The organism is Niallia sp. 01092 (assembly GCF_052318935.1).
Taxonomy (GTDB): domain Bacteria; phylum Bacillota; class Bacilli; order Bacillales; family Cytobacillaceae; genus Niallia.
Genome location: NZ_JBQRKO010000002.1, coordinates 312,806 through 332,644, shown reverse-complemented (window position 1 = coordinate 332,644; position 19,839 = coordinate 312,806). Strand labels below are relative to the sequence as shown.

At 36.5% G+C, this 19,839-nt stretch carries 18 protein-coding genes, 1 other RNA gene and 2 pseudogenes; 15 read left to right on the top strand and 6 right to left on the bottom strand.

The features are described from left to right. The first annotated feature begins 17 nt into the window (after positions 1–17). Positions 18–1,364, top strand: a complete 1,347-nt coding sequence (gene gcvPA, locus ACTXGU_RS03570; protein WP_443480117.1) for an aminomethyl-transferring glycine dehydrogenase subunit GcvPA — start codon at positions 18–20, stop codon at positions 1,362–1,364. Beyond that, entirely contained in the window at positions 1,357–2,817 is a 1,461-nt protein-coding gene (gcvPB, locus tag ACTXGU_RS03565; RefSeq protein WP_443480116.1) for an aminomethyl-transferring glycine dehydrogenase subunit GcvPB, read from the top strand. Before gcvPA ends, gcvPB begins: the two co-directional genes overlap by 8 nt. Positions 2,818–2,912: 95 nt before the next feature. Here gcvPB and ACTXGU_RS03560 read toward each other — a convergent pair whose 3' ends face one another. Further along, positions 2,913–3,293, bottom strand: a complete 381-nt coding sequence (locus ACTXGU_RS03560; protein ID WP_443480115.1) for a rhodanese-like domain-containing protein — start codon at positions 3,291–3,293, stop codon at positions 2,913–2,915. A 183-nt stretch (positions 3,294–3,476) separates the two neighbouring features. Here ACTXGU_RS03560 and ACTXGU_RS03555 point away from each other — a divergent pair, with 183 nt between their 5' ends. The 4 genes and pseudogenes from ACTXGU_RS03555 to splB all read left to right on the top strand — a co-directional run bounded on the left by ACTXGU_RS03555 (position 3,477) and on the right by splB (position 8,908). Beyond that, entirely contained in the window at positions 3,477–4,313 is an 837-nt protein-coding gene (locus ACTXGU_RS03555) for a lipoate--protein ligase family protein (protein WP_443480114.1), read from the top strand. 466 nt (positions 4,314–4,779) lie between these two features. Continuing rightward, a pseudogene (locus tag ACTXGU_RS03550) lies at positions 4,780–5,595 on the top strand (ribonucleotide reductase N-terminal alpha domain-containing protein); the annotation flags it as partial. 342 nt (positions 5,596–5,937) lie between these two features. Further along, positions 5,938–7,677, top strand: a pseudogene (locus ACTXGU_RS03545) (vitamin B12-dependent ribonucleotide reductase); the annotation flags it as partial. Positions 7,678–7,882: 205 nt separating this feature from the next. Continuing rightward, positions 7,883–8,908 (top strand): spore photoproduct lyase, encoded by a 1,026-nt coding sequence (gene splB, locus ACTXGU_RS03540; protein WP_443480113.1) that lies wholly within the window; start codon positions 7,883–7,885, stop codon positions 8,906–8,908. A gap of 58 nt (positions 8,909–8,966) precedes the next feature. Here splB and ACTXGU_RS03535 read toward each other — a convergent pair whose 3' ends face one another. Continuing rightward, positions 8,967–9,218 (bottom strand): hypothetical protein, encoded by a 252-nt coding sequence (locus tag ACTXGU_RS03535; protein ID WP_443480112.1) that lies wholly within the window; start codon positions 9,216–9,218, stop codon positions 8,967–8,969. A gap of 315 nt (positions 9,219–9,533) precedes the next feature. Between ACTXGU_RS03535 and ACTXGU_RS03530 the strand changes: the two genes are divergently transcribed. Next, the gene (locus ACTXGU_RS03530; protein WP_443480111.1) at positions 9,534–10,412 is read left to right on the top strand and encodes a patatin-like phospholipase family protein; all 879 of its coding nucleotides are present in this window, start codon (positions 9,534–9,536) and stop codon (positions 10,410–10,412) included. A gap of 210 nt (positions 10,413–10,622) precedes the next feature. Here ACTXGU_RS03530 and ACTXGU_RS03525 read toward each other — a convergent pair whose 3' ends face one another. Then, positions 10,623–11,003, bottom strand: coding sequence for an SA1362 family protein (locus tag ACTXGU_RS03525; RefSeq protein ID WP_443480110.1), 381 nt, complete (start codon positions 11,001–11,003; stop codon positions 10,623–10,625). Between the two features lie 123 nt (positions 11,004–11,126). Beyond that, on the bottom strand, positions 11,127–12,086 hold the full coding sequence (locus ACTXGU_RS03520) for a DUF1385 domain-containing protein (RefSeq protein WP_443480109.1): 960 nt from the start codon (positions 12,084–12,086) through the stop codon (positions 11,127–11,129). 341 nt (positions 12,087–12,427) lie between these two features. Here ACTXGU_RS03520 and ACTXGU_RS03515 point away from each other — a divergent pair, with 341 nt between their 5' ends. From ACTXGU_RS03515 to ssrS, 4 genes are all read left to right on the top strand, one after another. Then, on the top strand, positions 12,428–12,967 hold the full coding sequence (locus ACTXGU_RS03515) for a YqhR family membrane protein (protein WP_443480108.1): 540 nt from the start codon (positions 12,428–12,430) through the stop codon (positions 12,965–12,967). 108 nt (positions 12,968–13,075) lie between these two features. After that, a complete protein-coding gene (locus ACTXGU_RS03510) occupies positions 13,076–14,137 on the top strand; it encodes an aminopeptidase P family protein (RefSeq protein ID WP_443480107.1) in 1,062 nt (353 codons plus the stop codon). A 21-nt stretch (positions 14,138–14,158) separates the two neighbouring features. Further along, positions 14,159–14,716, top strand: coding sequence for an elongation factor P (gene efp, locus ACTXGU_RS03505; protein ID WP_443480106.1), 558 nt, complete (start codon positions 14,159–14,161; stop codon positions 14,714–14,716). Positions 14,717–14,790: 74 nt separating this feature from the next. Beyond that, positions 14,791–14,979: non-coding RNA, 6S RNA (gene ssrS / locus ACTXGU_RS03500), on the top strand. Positions 14,980–15,501: 522 nt separating this feature from the next. Here the strand turns inward: ssrS and ACTXGU_RS03495 are convergent. Together ACTXGU_RS03495 and ACTXGU_RS03490 are read right to left on the bottom strand one after the other, a co-directional pair. Beyond that, on the bottom strand, positions 15,502–15,951 hold the full coding sequence (locus ACTXGU_RS03495; protein ID WP_443480105.1) for a M23 family metallopeptidase: 450 nt from the start codon (positions 15,949–15,951) through the stop codon (positions 15,502–15,504). A 182-nt stretch (positions 15,952–16,133) separates the two neighbouring features. Next, positions 16,134–17,501, bottom strand: coding sequence for an alkaline phosphatase (locus ACTXGU_RS03490; protein ID WP_443480104.1), 1,368 nt, complete (start codon positions 17,499–17,501; stop codon positions 16,134–16,136). A 259-nt stretch (positions 17,502–17,760) separates the two neighbouring features. On the opposite strand from ACTXGU_RS03490, the gene spoIIIAA reads away from it, so the two are divergent. From spoIIIAA to spoIIIAD, 4 genes are read left to right on the top strand one after another with little or no spacing between them, the layout of a single operon-like run. Further along, positions 17,761–18,693 carry a stage III sporulation protein AA gene (spoIIIAA, locus tag ACTXGU_RS03485; RefSeq protein WP_443480103.1) on the top strand — a complete coding sequence of 311 codons (933 nt, stop codon included), beginning with the start codon at positions 17,761–17,763 and terminating at the stop codon, positions 18,691–18,693. After that, on the top strand, positions 18,687–19,202 hold the full coding sequence (gene spoIIIAB / locus ACTXGU_RS03480; protein WP_443480102.1) for a stage III sporulation protein SpoIIIAB: 516 nt from the start codon (positions 18,687–18,689) through the stop codon (positions 19,200–19,202). The genes spoIIIAA and spoIIIAB overlap by 7 nt, the downstream gene beginning before the upstream one ends. An 18-nt stretch (positions 19,203–19,220) precedes the next feature. Continuing rightward, entirely contained in the window at positions 19,221–19,427 is a 207-nt protein-coding gene (gene spoIIIAC / locus ACTXGU_RS03475; RefSeq protein WP_443480172.1) for a stage III sporulation protein AC, read from the top strand. Between the two features lie 14 nt (positions 19,428–19,441). Continuing rightward, positions 19,442–19,831 (top strand): stage III sporulation protein AD, encoded by a 390-nt coding sequence (spoIIIAD, locus tag ACTXGU_RS03470; RefSeq protein WP_443480171.1) that lies wholly within the window; start codon positions 19,442–19,444, stop codon positions 19,829–19,831. Positions 19,832–19,839 lie beyond the last annotated feature (8 nt).

Below are 19,839 nucleotides of genomic sequence, written 5' to 3'. Positions count from 1 at the left end.
AGGAGGAGTTAAACAGGATGAAACATCGCTACTTACCAATGACACAAGAAGATCAACAAGCTATGTTAAAGAGTATCGGAGTAGACTCTGTGGATGAACTTTTTACAGATATTCCAGAAAAGATTCGTTTTCAAGGAGAATACAAGATTAAGCCTGCTAAAAGTGAATCTGCATTATTAAAGGAATTAAACAAACTTGCTCAAAAAAATATGGACGCTAAATCAAATGTTTCTTTTTTAGGCGCAGGTGTATATGATCATTACACGCCTGTCATTGTCGACCATGTCATTTCTCGTTCCGAATTTTATACCGCTTATACGCCTTATCAACCAGAAATTTCACAAGGGGAATTACAAGCAATTTTTGAATTTCAAACAATGATTTGTGAATTAACGGGTATGGATGTAGCGAACTCTTCTATGTACGATGGAGCTACAGCGCTCGCTGAAGCAGGAATGCTTAGCGCTGGTTCTACAAGAAGAAAAAAGATTCTTATCTCAAGCGCAGTTCACCCGGAAGCAAAAGAAGTGGTCAAAACATATGCAAAAGGGCAATACATCGAAGTAGTAGAAGTGCCTCATAAAGATGGGATCACAGATATCGATCAATTAAAAGAATTAATAGATGAGAATGTGGCATCTGTTATGATACAATATCCTAACTTTTTTGGGAGAATAGAGCCATTAAAAGAATTGGAAGAACTTATTCATTCTAATAAAGCGATGTTTGTTATTTCGAGCAATCCACTTGCTTTAGGAGTGTTAACTCCTCCAGGAAAATTTAATGCAGATATCGTCGTTGGGGATGCACAACCATTTGGAATTCCAGCGGCATTTGGAGGTCCTCATTGTGGATATTTTGCGGTAACCTCTAAACTAATGCGTAAGGTGCCTGGAAGATTGGTTGGACAAACGGTTGATGAAGAGGGGAAAAGAGGATTTGTTCTTACGCTGCAGGCTAGGGAACAGCATATTCGTCGCGATAAGGCAACATCCAATATTTGTTCCAATCAAGCACTTAATGCACTAGCAGCATCAGTAGCTATGACAGCACTTGGGAAAAATGGTGTGAAAGAAATGGCTGTCGCTAATTTGCAAAAAGCTCATTATGCGAAAACGAAATTAAAAGAAGCAGGCTTTCAAATAGAGTTTGATGGACATTCATTTAATGAATTTGTTATAAAATGCAAAGCTCCTGTCTCTAATATCAACAAGTCTCTGCTTCAAAAAGGGATAATTGGCGGATACGATTTAGGCAGAGATTTTGATGGATTAGATCATCATATGCTAGTTGCCGTAACAGAGCTTAGAACAAAAGAGGAAATAGATGAATTTGTGAATGAATTGGAGGATTACCATGCATAATCAACATCAAGCACTTATATTTGAAAGCAGTACACCTGGACGAATCGGTTATAGTCTGCCGGAAATGGACGTTCCGGAAGCAGCATTATCTGATCTTTTGCCAAACGATTATGTACGGGAGGCCAGCCCTGAACTGCCTGAAGTTTCCGAATTAGATATTATGCGTCATTATACTGCCTTATCGAAAAGAAACCATGGTTTAGATTCTGGTTTTTATCCTTTAGGTTCTTGTACAATGAAGTATAATCCAAAAATTAATGAAAATGTGGCACGTTTTAATGGGTTTGCTCATATTCATCCACTACAAGATGAAAGCTCTGTACAAGGTGCTTTGGAACTTATGTATGACTTGCAGCAGCATTTAACGGAGATTACAGGAATGGATGAAGTTACCCTTCAGCCTGCTGCGGGAGCACATGGGGAATGGACTGGATTAATGATGATTCGTGCATACCATGAAGCGAATGGTGACACGAATCGTACAAAAGTGATTGTCCCAGATTCTGCTCACGGTACAAATCCAGCGTCTGCAACAGTTGCCGGATTTGAAACGATCACCGTTAAGTCAAATGAAAATGGATTAGTAGATTTAGAGGATTTAAAACGAGTGGTTGGAGATGACACTGCTGCTCTTATGTTAACAAATCCGAATACACTAGGATTATTTGAAGAAGATATTCTTGAAATGGCGGAGATTGTTCATAATGCGGGTGGAAAATTATATTATGATGGTGCTAATTTAAATGCCGTATTATCGAAAGCAAGACCTGGAGATATGGGATTTGATGTTGTTCATTTGAATTTGCATAAAACCTTTACAGGACCGCATGGCGGTGGTGGACCAGGATCAGGTCCAGTTGGCGTAAAAGCTGATTTAATTCCATTTTTGCCTAAACCGGTTATTACAAAGATCGGGGAAGAGTATGTCTATGATTATAACCGTCCACAGTCAATTGGCAGAGTAAAACCTTTCTACGGAAACTTTGGAATTAATGTCCGTGCATACACTTATATCCGTTCTATGGGGCCAGACGGATTAAAAGCAGTAACGGAAAATGCAGTTTTAAATGCAAATTATATGATGAGACGATTAGCAGAATATTATGACTTGCCATTTGATCGTCATTGTAAGCATGAGTTTGTACTAAGCGGAAAAAGGCAGAAAAAGCTTGGTGTTCGTACGCTGGATATTGCGAAAAGGCTGCTGGACTTCGGGTATCATCCGCCAACCATTTATTTCCCGCTTAATGTAGAAGAGTGTATTATGATTGAACCGACAGAAACGGAATCAAAAGAAACATTAGATCAATTTATTGATGCGATGATACAAATTGCAAAAGAAGCAGAAGAAACACCGGAAGTGGTGCAAGAAGCACCTCATACAACGGTTATTGGCAGATTAGATGAGACGCTTGCTGCCCGGAAACCTGTTTTACGGTACGTGAAAAGTTAATAAGTCCGTAAATATAAAAAAATAGAGGGATTATCCTTGATGGAATTCCCTCTATTTCTGTTTCTATATCGTATAACCACTTTAACTGGCTATTATTATTTCGCTTTTATTTTTCCAGACCATTTTTTAAAGCCGCCTTGTAACTGGGTAAGCTGTCTATAGCCTTTGCGATGCAGGAATTCAGCTGCTCTGCCGCTGCGCAACCCGTTTTGGCAATATAAATACACTGGTTTATCAGGTCGTAATTCTCCTTTTCTCATTTTTAATTGAGACAATGGAATATTTCTTGCACCGAGAATATGACCTGCTTCGAATTCATTAGGCTCTCTTACATCGATTAATTGTGCCTTTCTGTATCCTTCGCGAAATTCTTCTTCTGTTACTGTTTTTACTATTCTCCGTTGATAAAGCCATTTAGATACCGAATAAACGATAACTGCTGCGACTATCACTAGAAGTGTATAAATCGATTGCAATGCTCATTTCTCCTTTCATAACTTGCACTCTTTCTATTATATAAGTGAACCATTCTAGTAGTAAAGAGAATACTTTTATTCACCATTGAAAAAGAAGTCGACATGCTTTTCTTCTTTCCTGCTTTTTGATAGACTTAAACATTGACCTAAACAAACTTATATTACAGTAAAGAAGGGATCTAGATGACACGAGAAACTTGGAGGTTTATAGATACAGGAAATTGCTCGCCTGCATTTAATATGGCATTAGATGAAGCGTTATTAGAATGGCATTCTACCGGCGATTTTCCACCAATCATCCGTTTTTATGGATGGAATCCTGCAACATTATCCATCGGATATTTTCAAAAAGTAGAAAAAGAAATTAATATGGATGCAGTGAAAGAGTTGAACCTTGGATTTGTAAGGAGACCAACAGGAGGAAGAGGCGTTCTTCATGAACATGAATTAACATATAGTGTGATTGTTTCAGAGGATCATCCTGAAATGCCGCAAACTGTTACGGAAGCCTATCGTGTGATTTCAGAAGGCATTCTGAAAGGTTTTCATTTGCTAGGACTCGAAGCATACTTTGCTGTACCAAAAACAGAGGAACAAAAAAATAGTTTAAAAAATCCTCGGTCAGCCGTTTGTTTTGATGCCCCAAGCTGGTATGAATTAGTTGTTGAAGGCAGAAAAGTAGCAGGAAGCGCACAAACGAGGCAAAAAGGAGTTATTTTGCAGCATGGCTCGATTTTATTAGATTTAGACGAAGATAAACTATTTCAGTTATTTAAGTATCCAAATGAGCGTGTGAAAGAAAGAATGCAAAAAGCATTTAAAGAAAAAGCGGTAGCCATTAATAACTTAACAACTAAAAATATTACGATTGATATGGCGAAAACTGCTTTTAAACAAGGATTTGAAGAAGGGCTTCAAATCAATTTAGAACCTTATGAATTAACTGAAGAACAGTTGAACTATGTTGAAAGATTAGCAAAAGAAAAATATGAAAGCGATGAATGGAATTTTCGCAGGTAATAGGGAATGTTTTCTATTATAAAAAAAGAATGAATAGATCAAAAGAGTGCTCTAGCAGCGCTCTTTTTCGCTTTGATTACACATAATGAAGTAAGAAGTACTACTAAAAAAATGAACTGAAAGTCTTGTCGAAAAATATTTTCACTTCAGGTCTTTAGCAAGAATCCAGTTGTATCAATCATTATCCATAACAAAAAAGTGCAAGTATGAAGAATGTCGAATTTTTGTCCTTTATGCTGAAATATCTTTTTTATTCTCTGTTTTTCTTCGATATCTATTTTTTTTCTAGTTTGACAAAATGAAATTCGACAGATTGAAACACTATATGTTGTTGTTATTTTTCTACGTAAGTACTATATGTTGATTTTGGTGGGTTGGTATGATACTTTAATTGTACATATTATTTAAATAGGAGTGATGCTAGTTACTTTTAATCAATAGGATAAAAAATGAAGGAGCTGTGTGCATGTCCGTTATGCTTAGACAAGATGTAAAAATAAATATTGAAAAATTAAATGAAGATATTAAATTATTTCCGGAGGTTCATCCGATCACTCCAGATATGAACACTGGCTTTAAAGGAGTTTCCCGACTTGTCATGCTTGACCGCTATACCTTTAAAGATACAGAAAAGGTTACGCTTGCATCAGGGGATTTTGTTGTATTGACAATTAAAGAAGATCCAAAGTTTCCTGCCAGAGGGCTTGGGATTGTTCAAGAAATAAACACGGATACCAAAATGGCAAGTGTACTTGTTGATGAAGAGTTTAGAGGTGTGTTGGAAGGAGAGGAAGGAGAAACTGGCATTATTCTTCGTTCATTGGATGTTATTGAAAAACCATTGGAAATTTTCTATGAGCAAATTGCTAAAAGAAATGCGACAGGACTTGCTTCTGTTGAAAAAACAGAAGCAAAAAGAAAAGAATGGTTTGAAAAATTTTATCAAGAATTAGTTAATTTGAATTTTATTCCAGCAGGAAGAGTGCTGTACGGTGCAGGTGCTGGAACAGACGTTACGTATTTCAATTGCTACGTGATGCCATTTGTTCAAGATTCCAGAGAAGGAATTTCAGAACACCGCAAGCAAGTCATGGAAATTATGAGCCGCGGCGGCGGAGTTGGTACAAATGGATCGACATTACGACCTCGAAATACGTTAGCTAAAGGGGTAAATGGCAAGTCTTCTGGTTCTGTATCTTGGCTGGATGATATTGCAAAATTGACACATCTAGTTGAGCAAGGAGGTTCGCGCAGGGGTGCACAAATGATAATGTTGGCGGATTAAAAAATATTTTTGTATATGTTAGTCCGCGTTGTTCAGAAATGAATGACAAGAAAATTGGGTGAATTGCGAGGAACTCCTTAGAGTCAATCAAGCTACAACGTGACTGGAAACGGTGGGCGTGAATGCTTAAAAATTGATTGAATTGGACAATTCGCAGCCAAGCGCCGTTTATAGGTGAAGGTTCAACGACTATCGAAAATTTGCACTTTGCAAAGAAGTAGAGTAGGGAAGAATTCCCGAAGTGCCCAACCCCTAACAGATGATGCTGAGGGTGAAGATATAGTCTAGTCCGTCTGTTATTAACAGAGTTAAAGTATCCTGAAAAGGACGGTAGTAACGTGGCATCCTGATATTATCGAGTTTATTATTTCTAAAATGCAAAATCCTCGTATTTTACGATTTTTAATAGAAAATACAAATGATGAAGCAATTAAAAAGTATGCGAAAGAAAAATTGAAATTCACTCCGTTGACAGAATCGGAAAAAGCAATGTACCAAGGTATCATCCGTTACAAAGAAATTCCTGGACAAGGCGGTTTTAACGAACAAATTATTAAAGAAGCAGAGGGGAAATTAGCAGCTGGCGGAAATTATTCTGTTCATCAGTCAGAATTTTTAACAGGAGCAAATATTTCTGTTTGTTTAACGAAGGAATTTATGGATGCAGTCGAAAATGATGGAGAATATGAACTTCGTTTTCCGGATGTAGAAAGCTATAGCCCAGAGGAAATGACGTATTATAATGAAGAATGGCATAAGATTGGCGATGTTCGAGAGTGGGAAGCGAAGGGGTATGCGATAAGAGTTTATCGTAAAATAAAAGCAAAAGAATTATGGAATCTAGTCAATATATGTGCAACATATTCTGCTGAACCGGGAGTTTTCTTTCTCGATAATGCCAATGACATGACCAATGCAAAAAGCTACGGGCAAAAGGTAGTTGCGACCAACCCTTGCGGCGAGCAGCCGCTTGCACCGTTTAGTGTATGTAACCTTGCAGCAGTTAACCTCGCAGAAATGGCAGATAAAAAAACGAAAACAGTTGATTTTGAAAAGTTAAAACAAACGGTTGAAGTGGGCGTACGGATGCAAGATAATGTCATAGATGCAACACCTTACTTCCTTGCTGAAAATAAAAAGCAGGCACTTGGTGAACGCCGTGTTGGTTTAGGTGTTATGGGTCTCCATGATTTACTTATTTATTGTGAAACAGAGTACGGCTCTGAAGAAGGAAATAACCTTGTAGATAAAGTGTTTGAAACGATTGCAACTACAGCTTATAGAGCATCTGTGGAGCTAGCGAAAGAAAAAGGAAGCTTCCCGTTTTTAACTGCAGAATCAGAAGAAGCAGAAAACAACCTTCGTCAAGCATTTATTGACACAGGCTTTATGAAAAAAATGCCGGAAGATATTCGTCAAGCAATTTTGCAGTACGGAATTCGCAATTCTCACTTATTAACAGTTGCACCAACAGGAAGCACAGGCACTATGGTCGGGGTATCAACTGGTCTAGAACCATATTTCTCTTTTTCTTATTTTAGAAGCGGGAGACTTGGCAAATTTATCGAGGTAAAAGCAGACATTGTACAAGAATATTTAGATGAAAATCCGGATGCTGACCCAAATAACCTTCCAGATTGGTTTATTGCAGCAATGGATCTAGCTCCAGAAGCACATGCTGATGTACAATGTATTATTCAAAGATGGATTGACAGCTCCATAAGTAAAACGGTGAATGCGCCAAAGGGCTATAGTGTGGAGCAAGTGCAGAAAGTGTATGAAAGATTATACCGTGGCGGAGCAAAAGGTGGAACGGTATATGTAGACGGCTCTCGTGATAGCCAAGTATTAACATTAAAAGCAGAAGAAAATACGTTTGATGAAGTGAAAAGTGAAGAGGTGGCACAAAAACCTCAAGTGGTATTAGTTGATACAATCCAAGAATTAACTTCCACTAAAGTAACAATTGGTTCAGAAATTGGAGATACTTGCCCTGTTTGTCGAAAAGGGGTTGTAGAAGAAATTGGCGGCTGCAATACATGTACGAATTGTAATACGCAATTAAAATGTGGATTATAGAGGATGTTCAAAAAGGCACCCAACTAAAGGTTCGAATATTTTCGTTGGCTTGCTTCTAATTTGTCACCTTTTTGAACACGTGTTTATAATAAACGAGGATGGGGAAATTTCCCTGTCTTCTTTTTTTAATTTTAGCTAACAATAATCATACATAGTTGTTTTCAGAGGTCAAATTAGTATAGAAGAAAGGGGCAGCAATTCTTAGATGAAACCATTTGTACCCCAATTAGTTTATATAGAACCAAAAGCTTTAGAGTATCCTTTAGGAATAGAATTAAAAGACAAATTTGAAAAAATGGATTTGGAGATTAGAGAAACAACTTCCCATAATCAAGTACGGGGGATACCTGGGGATAATGAGCTGCAGCAATATCGAAATGCAAAATCAACATTAGTAGTTGGAGTACGAAAAACGTTAAAATTTGATACATCCAAGCCTTCAGCTGAATATGCCATCCCTTTAGCAACCGGCTGTATGGGCCATTGTCATTATTGCTATTTGCAAACAACGTTGGGAAGCAAGCCATATATTCGGACATATGTAAATTTAGAAGAAATATTTACGCAAGCGGATTTGTACATGAAAGAACGAGGAAATCAAATTACACGCTTTGAAGCTGCCTGTACATCTGATATCGTTGGTATAGATCACTTGACCCATTCGTTAAAAAAAGCAATTGAGCATTTTGGAAAATCAGAAACAGGACGCTTGCGTTTTGTAACAAAGTATCATCATGTAGATCATTTATTAGATGCGGATCATAATGGAAAGACGAGGTTTCGGTTTAGTGTGAATTCACGATATGTGATTAAAAATTTTGAGCCAGGCACTTCTACTTTTGACGAGAGGTTAGAAGCGGCAAGAAAAGTGGCAGATGCAGGATATCCTTTAGGTTTTATTGTAGCGCCTATTTATATGCATGACGGATGGAGGGAAGGATATTACGAACTATTCGAACGTTTGGTTGATAGTTTAAAATATGCAAGAATAAACGACTTGACGTTTGAGCTAATCCAACATCGTTTTACAAATCCTGCAAAAAAGGTAATTACAAAGCGTTACCCTAAAACAAAATTAGAAATGAATGAAGAAAGAAGAAAATATAAATGGGGAAGATATGGAATTGGAAAATATATTTATCCAGAGGAAGAGGCGAAAGATTTAGAAACCACCATTCGTCAGTATATAAAGGATTTTTTTCCGCAAGCAGAAGTTTCGTATTTTACTTAATAAGAAAGACAGAAGAAAAATATATCTTCTGTCTATTTTTTATTTCAATAAACTTATTTTAATAAGGGTATGGATAGTAAGGATATGGATAGTAAGGATAAGGGTAATAAGGATAGTAAGGATAATAAGGATAATAAGGGCGTGGAGCTAAAAGAGCCCCAGCAGCTAATCCTCCAAGAAATCCTAACCCAAATCCAGGACGACCAAATCCAAATCCAGGTCTACCAAAACCGAACCCAGGACGACCAATACCAAATCCAGGTCTGCCAATAATTCTTATATCTTCTTGATAATTTAACGGTTGGGTCATGTTATAAGCCTCCTCTTGTTTTATTGAAAGATAAAGCATAAAATTTTTGAACTTAGATGAATGTCTAGCTCCAGCGCCTAGCCCCTGTGAAAAATAACCCCATGCCTCTAAAAGTAAAAAGCACTTTTTGAGTCATGTGAACATTTTTCTTCGGGGCTGAGCAAGGCGCTTCCGCTTTTCTTATTCATCGTAGTATATGTACGAATACCTAAATTGGATTGGGGAAAACGTCTAGAAAAAAGTAGGATAAATCTGTACTATTTTGTAGTCCTTCTGCTTAAAGTGTATCAATGCACGATAAAGGGGAGTGACTAAATGTACATAGACGGTGTGTTTTCGGGTGGTGGAATTAAAGGGCTGGCATTAATCGGTGCATATGAAGTGGTGGAACAAAAAGGTTTACAGTTTGCAAGACTTGCAGGTACAAGTGCGGGAAGCATCATTTCAGCTCTAATTGCTGCAAAATATTCAAGTGAAGAAATAACGGAATTATTAGAAGATTTAGATTTAACGAAGTTTATGGATGAAAGAAAACTGCTTCTCCCATTTCCTTTAGCAAAATGGTTATTTATCTATTGGAAATTAGGTTTATATAAAGGAAATGAATTAGAAAAATGGTTAGAGGGAAAATTGGCGATAAAAGGGTTGAGAACATTTGCTGATTTACCTCCGCAGACATTAAGGTTTATTGCATCCGATTTAACAAATGGAGAAATGGTAGTATTACCGGATGATCTTCCTAAATATGGGATTGAGCCGCGTTCTTTTTCTATTGCAAAGGCGATCCGCATGAGCTGCAGTTTACCGTATTTTTTTGAACCAGTTAAATTAGGAGCTAGCAAAAGCGTTATTGTGGATGGCGGCGTATTAAGCAACTTTCCGATGTGGCTGTTTGATCAAGACAATGACAAAAAAACGAGACCAGTTTTAGGAATAAAACTAAGCCCTCATTTGGCTGAGCATCCACAGCATGTGATAAAAAATGCGGTCCAATTATTTGGAGCAATGTTTGAAACAATGAAAGATGCCCATGATTCTCGTTATATATCAAGAAAACACGAAAAAAATATTATCTTTATTCCAACAGAAGGAATTGCTGCTACTGAATTTACGTTAACAAAAGAAAAAAAAGAGGAATTGATTCAATTAGGAAGAAAATGTGCCATTGCATTTTTTAAACAGTGGACGTATTAAATTTACATGCATAAAAAAAAGAGCTTCTTAAAAAGAAGCTCTGAGAGTGTCGAAAAAGTAAGACTACAAACTTTCAGGCTGATTGAAAACGTTTGTCTATCGAGGAACGACCCTTTTTGAGGAGCGGAGTTACCGTTTTTGGGTAATGAGCACCGCAAAAAACGGGGAGTGACGAAGAGAGCGAACGTTTTTCAACAGCCTGGGAGCTTCTTAAAAAGAAGCTCGATTCTTTTTTTTGCCCTTTTTTCCTTCAATAACCGTTAAATGAGCGGCGCTCGTACTCCGTTTATGTTTTTTTGCTTTTAACGTAGGAGTATTTTTTCCGTTTACTTGTTTATGAGAGGATTTATCTTTGTTCTGCAATCTTTTTTTTGATTTTTTTGCAGCTTTTAAAAATGCCCGCTGTTCTTTCTTTTCAGGATTAACTTTATAGAAACTTCGAATAATGAGCCAAATAGCCAACCCGACTACTAAAAATACAGCTAGGTTTTTTAACAATCCAACAGGATCCATCACAATCCTTGATATTAACCCATATAAAGCAAATAACATCACAATACTGATGACTAATAATGAAATTCGATTCTTCAAAAAGCCACCTCCCTAAGAGCATGATGAGCATTTTTTTTAACTTTTAAACGATTGATTACAAAAAGTTTATGCAATATTAAACGAATTTGTAACCATCCATTAGAATGGAAACAAAGAATATAATTATATTTGACCTTTTGTTTCAAAATGATTTACGGTAGAAAGTGCTTCTGTTTCTTGTTCCCGTCTTAACAGTTCATTAAAGGAAAGAATCGCTACTTCTACTTGATCATCATTCGGTTCTTTTGTTGTTAATAACTGGAGCCATAACCCTGGCAAACCTAAATATTTTAATACTGGTATATCTCTTAGCTTATTTGTCCATTGCAAGACTTCAAAAGCTATACCTAATACAACCGGAATTAATGCAATTCTGCTTAGCATTCGTTCCAAGAGAGAATCTGTTGGAAATAATAAATATAAAAATAGACCGACAAAAACAGTAAATAAGATAAAACTGCTGCCACATCGATAATGCAGACGCGACGCTGCTTGAACATTTTTAACCGTTAATTCGTGACCATTTTCAAAACAATTAATTACTTTATGTTCCGCTCCATGATACTGAAATACCCGTTTTATAAGAGGGGTTAACGAAACAAAATAAATATAGCCGATAAGCAGAATTAATTTAAAAAAGGTTTCTAATAATATTTGTGCAAAATGCCCACTGATAACAGGCTGCAGAAGTGCAGCTAGAAATGCAGGGACTAATGTAAAAATAAATTTCCCGAATAAGAAGGAAAGAATCCCGATTGTCGCAACTCCGAGTATCATCGAGAATTTTGTTGGTTCTTGTGCTTCTATTTTATAATCCTCTCCAGGATCTACATCATATCGCTCGGTTGAGAAATTTAAATGCTTGGTTCCATTACCACTTGCCTCAAGAATTGCAACAATACCTCTTAAAAAAGGGATTTTTTTTAATTTTGCCAGTTTTGCATTTTGTTTTCGTGGAAGGTGAAAATAATCGATTGATTGATCTTTGCGCCTAATAGCGGTTACATAATGATGTTTTCCTCCAAACATTACGCCCTCTACTACAGCTTGCCCTCCATAAATGGATTTTTGCTCATTTGCCATGAATACGTACACCAACCTCAGCTAAAATTAGGTCGAAACAGCGATATTATTTCAAGAATCTTTTTTTTAAATCTTATGAATAAAAAAGAAGTTGTTTACTATTGCTGTAAATTACCCTATTTCTATATTACTAAAAATTTCGCGAAACAACTAGCATAACACATTAACTGCCATACATTGTTCCTGTTTGGATTTTAGGAATGAAGATTAGGATATCGGTGATACTAAAACTATTGTTCCATTCTAAACAAATCATACATAAAGTCTCTTGTTTTTTTAGTTTATTCGAAGCAAATAAATAAATGACTAGGGACATAATATTTTATGGAGGTGTCAAATAAATGAGTAAGGAAAATCCAAATCAAGATTGTGAATCAATTGAAAGTAAACATACAAAACCAATGTCTTTTATTGCACTTGTTATATGGACTGGGTTGTTTGGAGGGATCTTTTGGTCATCAGTTGGTTTTGCAGCATACTATTTAAATTTTACGGATATTAGACCAAATGTCATTTTAGAACCATGGGCACTTGGAGATTGGAAAAGAAGCGGATTAGGAACGCTTATTAGTATAATTATCATTGGCATCTTTTCAACTGGAGCTGCGTTTATATATTATTTAATCCTAAGAAAATGTAAAAATATGTGGGGTGGAATAGGTTTTGGCATTGCTTTATTTGTGATTGTTTTTATACTATTCAATCCAATTTTCCCGAGTATGGATCCATTTTTAAAATTGAAAAGAGACACCCTCATTACATCTGTTTGTCTGTATGTACTATATGGGGTGTTTGTTGGATATACCATTTCATATGAAGAGAATGAAATACAAATAAAGCAAAAGAAATCCACTTCAGATATTTCGGGTAGTGAAGGATAATTTTATTTATGATAGAATATTTTTAATGGCTAAGTATTTGAAATAAATGGTTTTTCTTGACATAATTATATAAAAAAGAAATAAATAGAATCTCAGGGAGAGGTTAGTATGGAGAAATTAAAAAAATTAAGAAATGCATTAATAGAAGCTAATGTGGATGGAATAGTCATTACTAGCAAATTCAACCGCCGCTACATAAGTAACTTTACTGGTTCCGCTGGTGTCGTATTAATTAGTGGAGAAGATGCGAAATTCATTACAGATTTCCGATATATGGAACAGGCAGCAAATCAGTGTGAAGGCTTTGATATCGTTCAACATACAGGACCAATTTATAAAGAAGTAGCAGAACAAGCGAAAAAATTAGGTATAAAAAAGCTGGCATTCGAGCAAGACCATATGACGTATACAGAATATAAAATTTATGAAAATACGGTAAAGGCTGAATTGGTTCCTGTTTCGGGTATTATTGAAAAGTTACGCTTGATTAAGAGTGCAGCAGAGATTAAGATATTAAAGGAAGCTGCTGAAATTGCCGATGCAGCCTTTACACATATTCTTGACTTTATTAGAGTTGGGAAAACAGAATTAGAAGTATCGAATGAATTAGAGTTTTTTATGAGAAAAGCAGGTGCAACTTCATCTTCCTTTGATACCATTGTGGCATCAGGAAAAAGATCCGCATTACCTCATGGTGTTGCAACAGACAAAGTGATTGAAACAGGCGATTTTGTCACATTGGACTACGGCGCTTATTATAAAGGATATGTTTCTGATATTACTAGAACAATTGCTGTAGGCAATCCTGATGATAAGTTAAAAGAAATATATAATGTTGTTCTAAATGCACAGCTGAAGGGAATGGAAGGAATAAAACCAGGCCTTACTGGGATTCAGGCAGATGCTCTAACGAGAGATTACATCAGTGCAAAAGGGTATGGGGCGTATTTTGGTCATTCAACCGGTCATGGCATTGGGTTAGAAATACATGAAGGTCCAGGTCTTTCTTATAGATCAGAAACGGTTTTAGAACCTGGCATGGTGGTGACAGTAGAGCCAGGTATTTATATTCCAGGTCTTGGTGGAGTTCGTATTGAAGATGATATAATCATAACAGATGATCATAATGAAGCTTTAACACATTCAACAAAAGAATTGCTTATTTTATAGGATATATAGGAGGATTATTGGATGATTTCAGTAAATGATTTTAAAACAGGTTTAACGATTGAAGTGGATAATGGGATCTGGCGTGTTTTAGATTTCCAACATGTTAAGCCTGGAAAAGGAGCTGCGTTTGTTCGCTCTAAATTAAAAAATCTTCGTACAGGTGCTGTGCAGGAAAAAACATTTAGAGCTGGTGAAAAAGTAGCAAAAGCTCAAATTGACAACCGTAAAATGCAATATTTATATGCTAGCGGCGATCAACATGTATTCATGGATAGTGAATCATATGATCAAATTGAACTTGCTTCAAGTGCAATTGAATATGAATTGAAATTCTTACAAGAAAATATGGAAGTTCAAATTATCATGTACCAATCAGAAACACTTGGAGTGGAGCTTCCAAACACAGTGGTATTAGAAGTGGCAGAAACTGAACCGGGTATTAAAGGGGATACTGCTTCTGGTGGTACAAAACCAGCTACATTAGAAACTGGTTTAATCGTACAAGTTCCTTTCTTCATTAACCAAGGTGATAAGTTAATTATTAATACAACAGAAGCTAGTTATGTTTCTCGTGCATAATTAATTATTGTGAAAAAATATTTACAGGTTTTTTCTATTTGCGTTTAACGGTCTTTTCCTGTATTATATAAATATAAACGCTGCGTTGTACGTTATCGTATGAAGTTTCAACCTTTATCGATAATTAGGGAGTTCTATATGAAAGACGGATCAGCAGGCTTTATGAATCTCATAAAGACATATGAAGAAATCTTTTGCGAACACCCACCTGGTGGAGCAGGTTTTGAAACTCCATACACTAAAGCGGCAAATGCGGCTGAAAAAAGGTAACCATTAGGTTACCTTTTTTTGTGCACTTATAAATCGGTATTTTTTTTGGTTATTACATATTTAAAGGTAAGAAAGTATAAGTTTTCTGAAGTTAGACTGGCGCCTAGCCCCTGTGAAAGATAACCTCTTGTCTATAAAAGTAAGGCAGTTTTCTCAAAGTTTGTTGTTTTTTACGTAAAAAAATGGGAAAAGAAGTACTCAGCAGGTTGAATACACGTAGACTGCTGTGGGAATGCGAGAAAGACGAGACCCTATGCGACGAGGAGGCTCGACGCTCGCTAACGGACGAAGAGTATTCAGGCTGCGAGTTTAAAAGCAACAATCTATACGAAAACAGCCAAAAGAACATTTTTCTTCGGGGCTGAGCAAGGCGCCTGCGCTTTTCTTCTATTATTTTACTCTTAGACGTTGGCCAGGATATATTTTATTTGGATTTTTTAAACCGTTCCATTTTGTTATTTCTGCAACAGTTGTGTTATATTTTTGACTGATTTTTGTTACCGTATCGCCGGCTTTCACCGTATAGATAACTTGATTGGAAGAACCAGGAGTTGGTGTGTAGTTTTACCATTTATATAGTTCATGGGGTTAACAGCATTTGATTTAGATCCATTCCATCTTCCTTTATGAAGTTCAAAATGTAAATGTTGTCCAGTTGAATCTCCTGTACTTCCCATGATTCCTATTACTTGACCTTGCTTCACTTTTTGGCCTGTGTTTACCTTCCGCGTACCTTTTCGTAAATGAGCGTACACTGTTTCATAAACTTGTCCATTAATATTGTGTAGGATCATAATGCATTCTCCGTAGCTGTTCGAATAAAAAGATTGAGATACCGTACCATCAGCGCTTGCATAAATATTGTTTGTTCCGTTTTGGGCGAAGTCAATGCCATAATGTTTATGTGTGCCTGTTATTTGAAATGGATTACTGATGGTAGTTGCAGTTGTTGGCATAATAAACATATATAAATCACCTCCATACAGTATATGCAAATGGTAAATGGAGGCTTGGATATTTCCCTATCAATACGAAATTTTGTATATTTTTCCGCAAGAGTCGGAGCAAAACGACGAAACGGCTCGATGCCCGCCCGCGGAAAGCGTAGTGTATTCACGCTGCGGAACTTCTTTTCAGGGCAGTCTTGCTAAAAAGAATAGCCCATTAAATGAACAAGCATTTTGGGAATATCTGTATTATCGATAACGCCATGAAAATTCTCCGCTCCTGTTCCATAGGCGAAAACAGGGATCATATTGCTTGTATGTCCACCTGTACTGCTGAGCTCTTCTGTAGAGCGATCTAATATTCCTGCATGATAATGTTTTGCAATGATATTGCCAATTTCCCATGCTACATGCTGTTCTGGATATACTTGTCCAGTTGAAGGAATTGTCTGGGAATTAAAGGACGCAACATCCTTGTTCGTTAACGTAATATGGGCATATTTTTGAAAAACATGTTTAATGCTATCATTCGTAAACCCGTTACCTGTTGGATTTTTTTGTAATTGACTGGCCATATAATGTGGGGTAACGGTAATTTTCTTTAACTCTGTCACATCCATTGGTTCCGTTGCCGATACACCCATTGTTTCATGGTCAGCTGCAACGACAACTAATGTATCTGGGTGGTTTTTTGCCCACTTCACACAATATTTTACTGCTTCATCAAATTCGATTGTTTCTTTCCATATACTTGTAATATCACCAGCGTGGGATGCTTGATCGATCCTTGCTCCTTCTATCATCGTAAAAAAGCCTTTATTGTCTTTTGAAAGCGTTTCTAAGGCTTTAGCGGCCATTTCGGATAAAGAAGGTTCTTGGCTTTTTACATCATCTCGATCGAGTTTAAAGTTTAAGTGTTTTGGTCCAAATAGACCTATTAGTTTTCCGCTGTTTGCATTTTGAAGTTCCTTGGCCGTTGTAACGTATTCATATCCGGCCTGTTTGTATTGATCAAGAAGTTTTGTTCCATGTGTATTGGTAGTGGTGAAATATTTTTGCCCACCTCCAAGGATGACATCAACCTTGTTTCTCAATTGCTGTTTGGCAATCTCCTTTTGTCCTGTCCATCTATTTTTTACGCTTGCTGTAAAACTGGCAGGAGTAGCATCCGTCACTGAATTGGTTGTTACAATTCCTGTTTTTAAACCATTTTTTTTAAAAACGTCCAAAATGCTGGGTGATGTTTTTCCATCAGCTGTGACACCGATCATGCCATTATTTGTTTTTTTTCCAATAGCAAGCGCTGTTCCGCCTGCTGCAGAGTCTGTTACTTTGTTATTGGCAGAATAAGTATGAGCGAGTGCGGTATATGGCAAGCTTTCTAGAAATAAATTTCCTTCCTTCCCATATTCAAAGGTTCTGGCAATTTCGATTTGCCCTAATCCCATTCCGTCTCCAATTAAAAAAATAATATTTTTCGGCTTGATCCTTTGTTCCGCTGCTGTTGCAAGATTAAATGGAATAAAAAAAAGCTCAATAAATAAAAAACTGATGATTATTTTTTTCATGATCATTTCCTCCGTTTTACTAGTTGTACTTTTTTTATTAGTTTTTGAAAGAGTTCCTCCTTTTACACCTCCAATTTTAAATGACCAATAATTTGGTAAAGCGGGTGGAATAAATCGTTTTTCTATGCATACATTCTAATAGAGGTTGTCAAAATGTGACCAAATGATAAGCGGAGGTTCTCTTCGTTGGCTTGCTCTTTGAACATCCAATTAACGTAATGATGTTGGACAACCATCTAATTATAAGGAGGAAAAGTTTGTGAATTCCATCTATTCATTTTTGCCTAAAACAATTTCCGACCAAGTTCTCACAATCCCTCCATCCGAAAGAGAGAACATGGAAGAAATAAGAATTCGTATGGAACGTCCATTAGAAGTATGTATAAATGGCAATCCTTATTTTTTTTCACGGATTGTAACTAGAGAAGATTGTATTCATTTATTAAACAAGATTAGTCAATATTCTGTTTATACGATGGAAGAAGAATTAAAACGGGGTTATATCACAATCGAAGGTGGACACCGGGTTGGACTTGCAGGAAAAGTTGTCTTAGAAGGCAGTAAAGTAAAAGCGATAAGTGATGTAGCTTCCTTTAATATTCGAATCGCAAAAGAAAAAATTGGCCTTGCAGAATCCTTTATTCCATTTTTGCATGATAAAAATAAATGGTTTCATACGATGATAATCGGTCCGCCGCAAACGGGAAAAACGACTCTTTTACGTGATATTGCTCGGTTTATCTCAACAGGGGATAAAAAAAATAATATAAAAGCAATGAAGGTTGGCATTGTCGATGAAAGATCCGAAATAGCCGGATGTATAAACGGCGTTCCACAAATGACATTTGGACCTCGGTTAGATGTTCTGGATGCATGTCCAAAAGCGGAAGGCATGATGATGATGATTCGTTCTATGAGCCCTGATGTCTTGATCGTTGATGAAATTGGACGAACAGAGGATGAAGATGCGATTTTGGAAGCAGTAAATGCAGGAATCCAGTTAATCATGACAACACATGGAAGAACAGTAGAAGAAATTCAAAATAGACCAACATTAAAGCAAATAATGAAAATGGGGCTGTTTGAACGTTTTATTGAATTAAACAGACTGCATGGTCCTGGAACAGTCAGCGCCATAAAAAATAATCTCGGGAAAGTAATCGTGCGGGAAATGAAGGTGACATCTTGTTAAAAATACTAGGTGCAATCATCATTTTTGCCAGCACAAGTTGGGCTGGAATGGAGCTATCTAAAGCGTTAAGTGAACGACCAAAACAATTAAGACAGTTGAAATCAGCGCTGCAGTCTTTAGAAGCAGAAATTATGTATGGACATACCCCTTTACATGAGGCTTCGAGAAGGTTGGCTGAACAATTAGGCAATCCATTATCGGTTTTTTTTGCTCATTTTGCTCATAAATTAACGTATGAGGAAACAACGGTAAAAAACGCTTGGACAACCAGTTTGGAAGATATATGGAAAAAAACAGCGATGAAGCAGCCTGAGTTAGAAATTATGAAGCAATTCGGTGAAACATTGGGTCGACATGATCGTTTTTCTCAACAAAAACAAATTATGTTAACACTTTCCCATCTAGAAAGAGAAGAAGTTGAAGCAAGAGATATACAAACAAAATATGAAAAAATGTTAAAAAGCTTAGGCATCCTTTCGGGCTTATTAATCATTATTTTATTGATGTAGTTTTAGGAGGAGACAATGATGGGTTTAGAGGTCGATATTATTTTCAAAATAGCGGGTGTAGGAATCGTTGTCGCTTTTTTACACACTATTCTCGATCAAGTCGGCAAAAAAGAATATGCACAATGGGTTACGCTATTTGGGTTTATATATATTTTATTTCTAGTGGCAAATATTGTCGATGATTTGTTTCAAAAAATTAAATCTGTGTTTTTATTTCAAGGGTAAAGGAGGATAACGTCATTGAAATTCTTCAAATTGTAGGAATAGCCCTAATCTCAACATTTCTAGCTCTAGTTATCAAAGAACAAAAGCCAAATATCGCTTTTTTACTCGTTGTCTTTGTAGGATGTACCATTTTTCTTTTTTTAGTAGATCAAATTGCTTCTATTATTCATATGATTGAAAAAATCGCTTTAAATGCAAAAGTGAATACGGTTTATGTAGAAACCATTTTAAAAATAATCGGCATTGCTTATATTGCAGAATTTGCTGTTCAAATAACAAAAGACGCTGGACAAGGTGCCATTGCCTCTAAAATTGAACTCGCAGGGAAAATATTGATCCTTGCCATGGCGGTCCCTATCTTAACCGTATTGGTAGAAACGATTATTAATATGATTCCGAATTAGATAAAATG